Annotated in this window: 12 protein-coding genes; all 12 read left to right on the plus strand. The window is 46.1% G+C overall.

The window, feature by feature from the left end; genetic code table 11:
• Nucleotides 1–159 precede the first annotated feature (159 nt).
• Nucleotides 160–933 carry a hypothetical protein gene (locus tag J4227_07980; protein ID MBS3110441.1) on the plus strand — a complete coding sequence of 258 codons (774 nt, stop codon included), beginning with the start codon at nucleotides 160–162 and terminating at the stop codon, nucleotides 931–933.
• A 191-nt stretch (nucleotides 934–1,124) separates the two neighbouring features.
• The gene (locus J4227_07985; protein MBS3110442.1) at nucleotides 1,125–1,295 is read left to right on the plus strand and encodes a hypothetical protein; all 171 of its coding nucleotides are present in this window, start codon (nucleotides 1,125–1,127) and stop codon (nucleotides 1,293–1,295) included.
• Nucleotides 1,261–1,902, plus strand: coding sequence for a hypothetical protein (locus J4227_07990; GenBank protein ID MBS3110443.1), 642 nt, complete (start codon nucleotides 1,261–1,263; stop codon nucleotides 1,900–1,902). The genes J4227_07985 and J4227_07990 overlap by 35 nt, the downstream gene beginning before the upstream one ends.
• Nucleotides 1,899–2,660: a hypothetical protein gene (locus J4227_07995; protein ID MBS3110444.1), complete on the plus strand. Its 762-nt coding sequence runs from the start codon at nucleotides 1,899–1,901 to the stop codon at nucleotides 2,658–2,660. The genes J4227_07990 and J4227_07995 overlap by 4 nt, the downstream gene beginning before the upstream one ends.
• Nucleotides 2,661–2,769: 109 nt before the next feature.
• A complete protein-coding gene (locus tag J4227_08000) occupies nucleotides 2,770–3,351 on the plus strand; it encodes a hypothetical protein (GenBank protein MBS3110445.1) in 582 nt (193 codons plus the stop codon).
• 169 nt (nucleotides 3,352–3,520) lie between these two features.
• Nucleotides 3,521–4,690, plus strand: coding sequence for a hypothetical protein (locus J4227_08005; protein ID MBS3110446.1), 1,170 nt, complete (start codon nucleotides 3,521–3,523; stop codon nucleotides 4,688–4,690).
• A 249-nt stretch (nucleotides 4,691–4,939) separates the two neighbouring features.
• Nucleotides 4,940–5,275: a hypothetical protein gene (locus tag J4227_08010; protein MBS3110447.1), complete on the plus strand. Its 336-nt coding sequence runs from the start codon at nucleotides 4,940–4,942 to the stop codon at nucleotides 5,273–5,275.
• 27 nt (nucleotides 5,276–5,302) lie between these two features.
• Nucleotides 5,303–5,665 carry a hypothetical protein gene (locus tag J4227_08015; GenBank protein MBS3110448.1) on the plus strand — a complete coding sequence of 121 codons (363 nt, stop codon included), beginning with the start codon at nucleotides 5,303–5,305 and terminating at the stop codon, nucleotides 5,663–5,665.
• A gap of 257 nt (nucleotides 5,666–5,922) precedes the next feature.
• Nucleotides 5,923–6,096: a type II toxin-antitoxin system ParD family antitoxin gene (locus J4227_08020; GenBank protein ID MBS3110449.1), complete on the plus strand. Its 174-nt coding sequence runs from the start codon at nucleotides 5,923–5,925 to the stop codon at nucleotides 6,094–6,096.
• Entirely contained in the window at nucleotides 6,093–6,410 is a 318-nt protein-coding gene (locus tag J4227_08025; GenBank protein ID MBS3110450.1) for a hypothetical protein, read from the plus strand. The genes J4227_08020 and J4227_08025 overlap by 4 nt, the downstream gene beginning before the upstream one ends.
• Nucleotides 6,411–6,565: 155 nt before the next feature.
• Entirely contained in the window at nucleotides 6,566–10,705 is a 4,140-nt protein-coding gene (locus J4227_08030; GenBank protein ID MBS3110451.1) for a PKD domain-containing protein, read from the plus strand.
• Nucleotides 10,706–10,707: 2 nt separating this feature from the next.
• Nucleotides 10,708–11,610: hypothetical protein (locus J4227_08035; GenBank protein ID MBS3110452.1), on the plus strand; the 903-nt coding region annotated here is incomplete at its 3' end.

An 11,610-nucleotide genomic window follows, 5' to 3' on the forward strand; every position in this document is an offset into this window, starting at 1 on the left:
GTTGGCGTGACTGAGACAAACTTCAACCTTGTTTCAGCAACACAGGCAAATTCCCCATCAATAGCTAATACTTACTGGAAAATTGGAATCCCGCCTGGCTTGAGGGGCCAGTGCAATGGGACCATAGTATTCAACGCAATAGACGGGTAGGTGAACGAAATGGCAAAGGCAATGAAAGAGGAAAAAAAATGGGAATTGGCGTTATTGGCGCTAATCCTTGGGACATTGGGCTTGATGATTGGAACAGTCATCGCAGCCACACCAGAAGGACCAACAGTGACACTTGTAGGCAATACAACAAGATCTGCCTCAGGTTCCAGCATAGTCAATTATACAGGAGGAACTGGACAGAATACATCTGGAGGCTATATTTTCGGAATCAACCTCGCTGCCCTCCAGACCAATGCCAGATGGAAAGCCTACTATGGAAACGTCACTGGAACCCTCACCCTTGACGACGCCGCTGGCAATACAATCTACAATTGGCCCCTGCCCACCTCAAGCCTAACAGGATATGTCTATGCAACCAGAGCTGCAGGCTCAGTTACCTGGGCCAGTGTTGCCTGCGCAACAGTCCCGCAGATTGAAACAGAAAACTTTGCCATAAACCATTCTGCCAACCCGAATGACAATATAACTGCCACATTTAACTCAACTTTGCACACAGCCTTTACAGTGGCAGGTACCTCATTGAGCAATTGCAGGTCAACATCGACATTCAAGAATGACAGCAGGCAGACCCAGACTTCAGCCGATGACTTCCAGGAGATAGTCATACATGATGGTACAAACGTCATCTATGGGACAAACATCGAGACTAATGTGTGGTCATACAACAACGGAACTGCTGATTTCCAGATTCTTGTTCCGGAAAATGGGCTAGCCGCGCCAAGTGGATCAATTGCCTATTACTTTTATGTGGAGTTGACATAAACAAGACCACACGACAAATAGCCACAGCCTGGCCCAGCGGCCCGGGCACAACCCCTCTCGGGCGCCTGCCTAAGCAGGCCAAGTGGCCATAGAGTCAGAGTTCAGTGGATAGCAGGGACAATAAGATTAGGTCAAAGAGAAGATTAGAAAATCAGTTTGTGCATTGACGGTCAGGATGCATTGAAAGCAAAATGAATGAAAGAAATCTCAAAAAAATGCTGAAAATTACTTACATAATGAGAATTCTTGGAGATTACACGAGAAATTTCACATTTATGATTATTATGGATATGGGAATAATGGGATGGATTTTGCAAGCAGAGGTGCTTGGTCAGAAGCCAGCATATGCCTGGCCCGGATAAGGACAATTCACTGAACTCAAGCGGGGAAACAGATACGAGGGATTCATCTAGCCTTGCTTCTTCCAGTGGCAATCTTGGCAATCTTGCTGGCGGCCGGTCTTTTATGCCAGGCCATGATACTTTCATGCCTGCTGCTGAACATGACATTTTGGCCGCGATTAGGCCCAGCATTGATGGCATATCATTTCCGCTGACAATATTTTCTGAGGGCATTGGCAGCTTTGAGGCTATTATCAAGCACCTTAAGGATGCATATGGACTGAAAAATAATGAATTGGCCTTCCTTACAGAAAGGAGCCAGAAAACAATTTGGGGAACTTACTCAAACGCCTGCCAGAAAAGTGGCTCCAACTGGGATATCAGCCAAGGGGATATCAGCGACGAGCCGCACATGCATGTAAATGGCTCATATTCCGGAATACAAATCCCATTGAACATATTGCAGGACAGGGAGCTCGGAGTGCTTGAAGCCATTAGCTTCCACCTGAAAAATGCCCACAGCCTGAAATATTGCCAAATAGCGAGGCTGTTGCAAAGGGACCAAAGGACAATCTGGACTGCTGTGCACCGGGCAAAAAGAAAAATTGCCAGGAGGGGAGGGCAATGAAACTCAGCTTAGCGCCTCCCAGAGACAGGGCATTCTTGCCATTGCCAGCCCTTGTAGCTGTTGTGCTATTTTTTACACTGTTTGCATTTGCCTTTAAGGTTATGGCAGTGCCTGAGGGGCCGACCATTTCCTACCTGTCAAACCAGACAGGGACTCCTGACAGTGCAAGCATTATCAACACAACCGGAGGCTCAATCACAACTGTAACGCTGAATGCAACTACCCAGAACACAAGGTGGAAGGCTTATGTTGGAAATGTAACCGGTACATTGACACTGGAGGATGGAACAGGCGCCACTATCTATGATTGGATCACCAATTCACCAAGCGGGGAAGTGTATGCAACAAGGAAGTCATCCACAGTCTCATGGGGAAACATAGCCTGCGCTTCCTTGGCAAACATGGAAAATGAAAACCAGGCAATAAACCACACGCAGTCAGTTGACAATATCTCCACAACCTTCAGCCAGCAGGAGCACGGAAGCTTCTATGTTGGGACAAATTATATTGGCAACAACACATGTTACTCAGTGCATACTTATGTAAACAGCAGCGCGCAGAGCAGCCTTTTCGAGGAAGTTGTGCTTTATGACGGCACAACACCGGCCAATGGGGATATAGTTTTCGCTTCTATCCTGGAGGATGACGTGTTTGGCTACAACAACCAGACCTATGACTTCCAGCTTATTGTGCCGGAAAATGGCCTGCCGGGCTACGCAAGCTCAACTGCATATTATTTCTATGTGGAAATAAGCTAAATGAAGTGATTGGCCTCGCATTCAACAAGCGAGAGCGCCTGGTCCATACATGGCAATCCTCCATCACAATAAGCAAAGAAATAAAAAAGCCGGCTAATTAGGGAATCCCATGGTTTCGCATAAAAGGTTATTATACTGGACACCCAAAAATTGCAGCTTTGCCAAGCTCATGTTGTTTTCAGCTTTGACTTTGCTCCTCTTTGCCTCGGCCTGCAAGAATAAGCCGGTTGAGCCAATTGAGCAGGATGCTGGTTTCAGGACATACCATAATGAAATCAAGGGTTTTTCAGTATCCTACCCTGCTCGTTGGGATGACACAACTGAAAAGCAGCCGGACAGGTGGGCCCTTGTTGACCAGAATAAGAATGCTGTGCTCTTTTTTGCAATGGCAATTCCATTGGAGAGCAGTGTTCCGAAGCTCATGATGGAAGAGATGGCAACAGACCTTGGAACCGACATCCCTGACATTTCAGAGCTTGATGGCTATTTGACCTACAATGAGTTAAACAACCATTCATGGTACAGTTATGGCCTCAAAAGAAGGGATAATCTGCTCGAAACATTGTCAGCCGGCACGCAATGTGGCAATAATATGGTTAATATAAGGCTTGTTTCTCGGCCTGAAGACATTAACCTGACAAAGCAGGAATACACAGGCATTATTCAAAGCTTTGAATGTGAGCTTCGTTAATTGGACGCGTGCCAATGCAATTTCTGTTGATGCATCAGCCATGCTCCATGATGAATAAGATTTGTGGCCAATATCGGCGCAGCTAAAATGCTAATACGCTAATACCTGTGGCAATTAGAAAAAATTAATATACCCATATAGCTGAAAACACACAGAGGTGACCAAAGGCATGGTGGATATTCTGCAGGTTCTTGGGGGTTCAGTGGGGGTTTCCATAGCTTTCCTGTGCTTTTATATGTTCGCCAAGTGGCACCGGAAAGAGGGCTTGCTTGGCCTGGCACGGCTTGTGGCGCTGACTGGATTTATCTTTCTGATTGAAGGCGGCTTGAAGTTTGGATGGGGCCTTGGAATGCTGGAAACAGACCAGTTGGAAATCTCGGCAATGTTCACGGGGTTCAACATCGCGCGCACGATCATGCTTTTTTTCATTGTAAGAGAGATACTCGGGAATCGCAGGAGCATTTACATCTTCAATGCCTATTGGATAATGGCTTTGCTTGGGTTCTACAAGTCACAGGACCCATTGAAGGCCGTCGACGCGGTATCGTTTATCTTCCTGATGTTTATTTTCCTTTACCTTGCCCTATTTTCCGACTATTACATCAGGAAGGCAGGGATTATAGGGCTGGCCTATTCAATCCTTTCTGTTGCCTTCCTGGTTCTGCTGAAGAATGGAGTGGGAAGGGAGCAGCTGTATTTTTTTGTAGCTGATGCCTTGCTGTTCATGGTGGTGTATTATATCTTCCTTGACATAGACAAGATGGGGATTGGGGCAATCTATGGCAAGGAAGGCAACCATGCTAAAATGAGGAAAGTTATGACACCTTTTCGAAATTTTGCCACTGTTCTCTTCCTGATAATATTTAGCCTGTTGAGCACCGTTGGCATGCACGAGATTGGCCATGCCGTGGCTGCCGCATATTACAATTGCGGGGTGTCAAGTGTTGTATTATATGAAGAGAATAGTTCGCCTCACACTGAAATCAAATGCAGCAACCCCTTTAACAATGCGATAATCACATTGGGAGGGATTATAGCAACTGTATTGATTGGCTGCTTTTTCATGCTGATCGGGCACCGGCTTACAGACCACATCGGCTATCTGGTTATAGGCTTCGGCTTCTTGTTTGGCTACTCAGACCTGATAAGCATAGGTATTTCTGACAGCATAAATGCCCTTATCTGGTTTTCAGGCATGATAATAATGGCTATAGGCGTTATTAAACTGACTTCTTCGCTTTTTGGCCCACGAGAACCGGCCAATGGCCATGTTTCAGGCTGGAAATCAGAGCCGCTGGATGACGAGCATAAGAATAATGTAAGGAATCCTGCAAAATAGCAATTGGCGAAAAATGCCCAGGACACGGGGCAAATAACAGCCTTGCCCGAAAAGTGAGTTTGGGCATCAATTTTGCGAAGCCCATTCCCGGAGGGATTAAGCATTTTTCGGGGTTGCAGAGGAGAAAAATGCAATTCGGTTTTCGGGCAAGGCCGCAAATAACACAAAATATTTAATAAGCATTGTAATATTAATCTAAAATAATAACTATTTTAGAGGAGTTAAAGTTGTAATTTAGGGGCAGGGCAAATGGCTAAGTCAAGGATTGGTTCAAAAAAGGCAAATTTCAGAAATAAATCCGCTCGTGCATCCCGGCTTACGCAGTTGATTGTGATTCTTGCGGTTATTGCATTAATTGCCTATGCCGACTATCATTTCATGTTCAGGCACCATACTTTTGAAATCGAGGACAAATGCGGGATGATTGCAGGCAGCGTGATGCACATTCTTGATACAGAAGCAGCCTGTGAGTTCAGGTGCAAGTCCCAATGCTCGGCACAGGAAATGTCTTATGAAAAAAGCGCCTATACTGGCCTCGAGCAGGGCTGCAATATTTGCAAATGCACCTGCCGCCGATTTGAGTAACTTGAACAGGCCACAGCTCAGGATAAAATGGCGAACCGAAAAAGGATTGGAAAGGGTTTTCCCATTGCACCCGTACTGATGCTGGCCCTGATGCTTTCAGCATGCACAGTGGCAGTAAGCAAGGAAGAGGCTGAAAAATCTGCTGTTGAGTTTGTCAAGTCCAGGGTCAAGTTTTATACCACGGATGAGGCTACCAACACTTCATCAATGCCTGGCCAGGTGATTATGAAAAGCGTCACAAGCTATAAAGAAGGCAGGGAATGGGTTGTCATCGCCCATATGGAGTCTGAAGTCAATAGCACCCTAAAAAAGGGGGACATCATTGTCAAGATTGATGCTGTTTCTGGCGAGATTGTTGAGTTCAACGGAGTCAGGGTCATCAGGGAATAATCTGTTCCCGGCGTTATTTGAAGGTTTTCCGGTACACCCAATTCAAACGGCTTAATCGAATAGCCGGAGTTCTTTCTGCACTTTCGGGACAGGCCATTTGCCATGCCCCAGCGAATCGTACATATGGCAATGCTGGCAACAGCAACATTAGTAATACATAAAGATTACATTAAGAATACAATTATATTCATTTCGTATATTAGTATATGCATTACAGAAAGATATAAATACTACATTTGTAATACGATAGGATTACATTGAAAATCAGCACCATTACAGTGAGACTGCCAAAAGAAACTACAGAGTGGCTTGATTCCCTGGTAAAGAAAGGAATATACAAAAGCCGTTCCGAGGCAATCCGTGAATTCTCAAGGGAATTTCTAGAAGAAACGAACCTGGACAAGGAAACAGGCGCAGGCGGCAAAAAATGAGGAACGAGGTAATTACAATCAAGATGCCCGAATCCCTTCTTAATGAATTAAAAAAGAGGGCCCAAAAAATGCACTACATGGACCTTAGCGAGGAAATAAGGAGCATAGTGCGCAAAAAATGGCTGCAGTACAATGACCCTGAAATCATGCGCATGAAAAAGCTGAAGGATGAAATTGAGGACGAGCTGAAAAAAGGCAGCGAAATTGCAGCCAGAAGGCATGTTCTCAGCCAGCTTGAGGAGATAAAAAAGAATGTTTCCAGGAAAGTTGAGCAAAATAATTATGGGGCACTGGGGAAAAAAACACGGCAATGAAGACGACAAAAAACAAAAATAAATGCAAAAATGGCAGAAAGGTGAATCAGTCAAATAGTAAATTTTCTATTGAACACCCTGCATGCAATATATTTGCCAGCAATTCTGCAAAAAATAATGCATCCTATGCAATTATCGTGCTGGCATTGCTGCTTATGGCATCTGCACTTTATTCAGAAAAAGCAAATTCGCTTGAGCCGGGCATCCAAAGCCAAAATCCCGGCAGCCTGGTGAATATTGACACGCTTTTCCCGCAGGAAAATCAGGAGAACTCCGATGAGATTTCACTGCAGCTGGAAATTGCATCAAAGCAGTATGCCCTTGGGCAGCAGGCAGTGATTTATGTGGTTTCCGCAGGGCATCCTGAATTTGACATGCTGATAGGCAATGACGTCCAGCAGGTCCTGTACCATTACGACGGAGAAAAATACCCTGTCATGTACAGGTATCCGTTGATAGGCATGCCTGGAAAATATTTTGCAACTGTGACAGCCAATGAGAATGGCGCAACTGCCACAAAGACTGTGTACTTTGACGTTGCTGCCGGCGACATAATGATGTACAGCCTTTTCGAGGACAAGGCTGCAGTGGACCCTGCAGAATTTGCTGCAGAAATAGTCAATGCGAATGAAGGGGCTGAAGTCCTGGTTCTGGACCAGGAAACACAGGCCCGGCTGTCAACACTCGATTCGGCAAGGCCGGTTGAATTGAAAATCAGTTTCTATGGGAACGCGCCTGGAGGCGGGCAATTATCCGGTGAAGGGGACGCTCCAAGCCAAAATCCCCGGGCTTCGGTTCAAATCAGCCTTAAGAATTTAAGAAATCCCAGATGGGACAACGCAGGTGAAATGCAGATTGGCGAACTGCCGGATGAAGTGGCCAGGACGCTGGAATCGCGGGGCATTTCAGTGCAGGAAGCTGTCAGCCTGGAAGGGGTGGATAATTTTGCCATTAACGATTATTATGGTGAAGTCGCCATCGATGTTTCCTCAGTTGACTTTGATTCCGTTTATTACTGTGATGACATGGCATCGTGCCATAAGCTCAGTCCGTGCCAAAGTGTTTCTGAAGAATACAGGGCAGATGAATTATGCTATGTCACGGAAGTTTCCGCGGCGAATGGCGATGAATCACTTGCTGGAAAGATGATTTACATTTACGTGCCACATTTCTCGTCAATAATCCTGGCGCTTGAAAACTTAAGCGACAATCTGACGCTTAATAGCCCTCTGCCTGGCACAATTTTAGGAAATGGCCAGGATATTCTCCTAAATTTCTCCCTGAAAGAAACCCTGACAGCATATTATACGCTGGATGACGGGTCACTTATTTTGCCATATTTTGAGATCGGCAATGGCAAAAAGGAATACAAGGAGATTCTGCAGGGCAAGCTGGCTGATGGCATTCTGGCAAATGGAGGACACAATATCAGCATTGTTGTTGACAATGGCGTGAACATCAGCGACATGCTTGAGTTTAGTTTTGCCGTTGACGATGTCTGGCCGCCTGCCATAGATGAATCGCCAAAGCTTGCCGGGGCTGAGTTCAACCAGACTGTGAACTGGACACTTATTGCGCTTTCCTTCAATGAGTCTGCAAATGCCAGCTACAGCATTAATGGCGCAGAGTATACGCCAATGATTTTTGCCAGCAGGAATATGACCTTAAACCTGACCGTGGTTTCCGGAAGCAATGAACTGCAAATTGCTGTGTCGGACCAGCAGGGAAACAGCATGCTCTATTCATACTTGTTCAATTTCAACATTATAGGCCAGGGGAACAGCAATGCTTCAAACACTTCATTGCCCGGCCCGAATTGCTCAGATGGAATGCAAAATTCCCACAACAGCCTTGCCGAAACCGGAATCGACTGCGGCGGCCCCTGCGGCCCCTGCACGGCATTTGAAATACTGACTGACAAATCAGTCTACAACCAGACCGAGCAGGTTGAAATAGAGGTCAGGGGAAGGTCAGGCGCCAATGCGACCATTACAGTTGTTGGCGGCACAGAAAGCTATTCTGCTGATGCGGCCGGCTTCCCGGCTTACTACATCTTTACAGACACAGATAACATAGGGACTTATACAGTGTACGGGGTGCAATACTATTTCAGCAATATAGAGATAGTCTCCAAAGATTTTGAGGTTGTAAGCAACCAGCCGCAAAATCCGCTGGCTGTTTCCATAAGCAGCAACAGGAGCACGATAAATGCAGGGGAGCCTGTGGCTTTTAATGCAATTTTCAGCGGCAACACAACAGGCGTTGACTTTAGCTGGGATTTTGAAGGGGACAGGGTAGTGGACAGCACAGCAAAAAAAGTTGATTTTGTTTATGCGAACAATGGTACATACTATGTCAACCTGACGATATTCAGCGGGCCTTGGCAGCGAAGCGATACCAAGACAATCACTGTCCGAAAGACATATTCAGTAAGGGTATTTGTCCAGGATAACAGGACAAGCCAGGCAGTTCCGGGAACCTCAGTCAACCTGGATGGCTATAGCGGAGTCACAGATTCATCAGGCCATGCTGATTTTATCCTGCCAAGGGATGATTATACCCTGGTCGTGAGCAAAGAAGGCTACATGCCAACCTATGACATTTTGAGCCTTAATGAAAATAGCTATCTGGAAGTTTCCATAAATAAGATAGACATTCAGGCGCCGACAATTGCGCTTGCCTCGCCATCTCCAGGTGAAAACCTGAATTCCGCCACTGTTAATTTTGCATTTGTGGCTGATGACGAAAATGCAATGAATTGTTCCCTATACCTTAATGATGATGGCTCATGGTGGGCGCTTTGGGCAACAGCGGAAAATGTAGTGCCGGGCCAGCAAGCCAGCATGGAAATCAGCGGGATGGAAGACAATAGGTTCTATCTCTGGAAAGTCGAGTGCAGGGACCAGCGCGGCAACCTCAATTCAAGCCGGGCCCAGAACTTCACAATAAATTCCAGTGCCCCTGCGCTTCAGTCAACAGCTGCGCTTGGCGAGCAGGATGAAGCTGCGAAGAATTTCCTGGATGAATTGGATGAAGCCATTGCCGCGGTCGACAGCTATGCCAAGGCAGAGAAAGACCTTGCTGTTGCCATAGATTTCAAGAAGGCGCTTGAAAAAGCCAAGACAGAGATTCAAAGGCTAAACAGGGACCTGCATGATTTGCCATGGAGGAGGCTTAACCAGTCAGCATTGGACCTTGAGACCCAGAGGCTCATCGACGCCATAAACAGCATTATGCAGGAATCGCCAAAGTCACTTTCAGTCCTTGAGACAGTTGAGTTTGTCAAGTACCCTGGAAAATCTGACATAGAGCAGCTTGTGCTGGAAACGCTCGGCCTCGAAGACACAAAGAAAAACAGGAATAAGATAAGCAGCCTGGTGAAGGACATCACGGATTTGCAGTCAGCCATAACCATAACAACAAAAGCCAAGGTCTATGATGTCCAGCAGTTTTCCGGAAAGAGAGTGAAATATTCAGCAATTATCAAGGAGGTAAAATCAGGAAAAGAGGGTGTGGAAGGGGAACTTTATGAGGTTGTGCCCAAGACAATAGGGGAAGATGCCGGCAGCATAGATTTCCGTTTCGAAATGCAGGTTGTGAAGGCCGACCCTGTTGTCAAGACAGCCTTCAGCGGCAGCACAACGCTTGTTTACATTGTTCCTGGAGAAATTGATCTTAAGGATGTTGAGGATACAAAGACCATTGTCCTGCCTGCAAAGCTGGAGGTGCCGGACAGCAGCGGCAATCTTATCAGCGGCCTTGCCTTTGTGGATATTTTCAAGAAAAGCGTGATTAAGATAGATGACACGAGGCTTATGATAGAAATACTTGTTATAATCGTGCTTTTGGCTGTTTTTGTTGCGTACTCAATGGATGACATAAAGAAGCTGAGCGTTGTGAAGGCTGTTCTCAAGCCCAAGAACACGAAAATAATGGAGGACATGCTTCTGAAGATGCATAAGGACATTGAGGCAAGCAATTACCAGGAGGCAAAGGGTGTCTATAAGGAAGTCGGCGTTCTCTATAAGCAGTTAAAGCCGGATGAAAGAAAGCAATTCTTTGCAAAGCTGGCTGAAATGCATAATCGCCTTGATGTTCTTTACATCCACAACCTGATAAATTCAGCGCTGTCCAAAATTGAGGAGCGCAAGCTGGACGAGGCTGCAGCTGACTACACCGCAATCACGGGAATTTACAGGAGCATTGCGCCTGAATTCAAGGCTGAGGTCCTGGAATCATGCAAGGCACTGCACACAAAAATAAACCTTGAGCAGCTAAACCAGGAGGTTGCCTAGCCATGCCGCTAAGACTCCTGCTGAATAAGGCACATGTCCACAAGCAGCCACGTGCCCTCATTTTTGCCCTGATCATAATGCTTTGGGCAATGGCAATCCCGTGTTCCATGGCACAGGAAATTAAGGGCGATTTTGAATTTTCAGTGGGCAACTTGGAAAAAGTGGTGCAGACAGATACTTTTGAGGACATTGACATCAATGTAAAAAATCGGGGTGGTTCAACAGCAAGCCTGTATTTCGGGGTTGACGAGAAATATGCCAATGTCATAAGGATCAGCACGCCGCGGCTGACAATAAATCCAGGCGATTCCCAGACCTTGCGCGTCGTGTTGGTTGGTGATGTCGCCCCGGACGGCAAAAGGACATATGAAACTGACATCAAGGTCAAAGGCGACCTTTTTGACAGCTTGCCTGTGAAGCTGGTTGTTTCCTCTGCATCAAAAGTGCACATTGAATCATTTTATCTTGAAGAGTCCGCAATTGACAAGGAAGTAAATCGCGGCAAGCCCCTTGCTTTTCGCATAAACATGCACAATCTTCTGTCAAACAACCCATTTAATGTCACGCTGAAGTATGCGTTGAAATACCAAGGAAGCGAGGAATTGCACAATGACCCAAAAGCGCAGGATGAAATGCAGCTGGATACGACCCAAACACTGATCAAGAGCTTTCCAACTGATGAGACTTTCCCCCTGGGTGATTATAATCTTGATGTTACAGCCTATTACCTGAATACCTCCCAGACAACATCTGCTTTGGCAATATTGGTGCAGCCCTTCTATATGTACAGGATGTTTGGGTTCTTTCCGCTGTGGTGGCTGCTCCCGATCCTGCTTGCATTGGTCACAGGCACTGCCGGCTACATCATTGTCAGGAAGAAGATTGAGGAGAAGAAAAAATACCAC

The organism is Candidatus Woesearchaeota archaeon (assembly GCA_018303405.1).
GTDB lineage: Archaea > Nanobdellota > Nanobdellia > Woesearchaeales > JABMPP01 > JAGVYD01.

Bases quoted from the DNA above. Each gene is read 5' to 3' on its own strand.
- J4227_08005 (MBS3110446.1), top strand. From the start codon at position 3,521: ATGGTGGATATTCTGCAGGTTCTTGGGGGTTCAGTGGGGGTTTCCATA.
- J4227_07985 (MBS3110442.1), top strand. From the start codon at position 1,125: ATGAATGAAAGAAATCTCAAAAAAATGCTGAAAATTACTTACATAATG.
- J4227_08025 (MBS3110450.1), top strand. From the start codon at position 6,093: ATGAGGAACGAGGTAATTACAATCAAGATGCCCGAATCCCTTCTTAAT.
- J4227_08030 (MBS3110451.1), top strand. From the start codon at position 6,566: ATGGCATCTGCACTTTATTCAGAAAAAGCAAATTCGCTTGAGCCGGGC.
- J4227_08015 (MBS3110448.1), top strand. From the start codon at position 5,303: ATGGCGAACCGAAAAAGGATTGGAAAGGGTTTTCCCATTGCACCCGTA.
- J4227_07980 (MBS3110441.1), top strand. From the start codon at position 160: ATGGCAAAGGCAATGAAAGAGGAAAAAAAATGGGAATTGGCGTTATTG.
- J4227_08010 (MBS3110447.1), top strand. From the start codon at position 4,940: ATGGCTAAGTCAAGGATTGGTTCAAAAAAGGCAAATTTCAGAAATAAA.
- J4227_07995 (MBS3110444.1), top strand. From the start codon at position 1,899: ATGAAACTCAGCTTAGCGCCTCCCAGAGACAGGGCATTCTTGCCATTG.
- J4227_08000 (MBS3110445.1), top strand. From the start codon at position 2,770: ATGGTTTCGCATAAAAGGTTATTATACTGGACACCCAAAAATTGCAGC.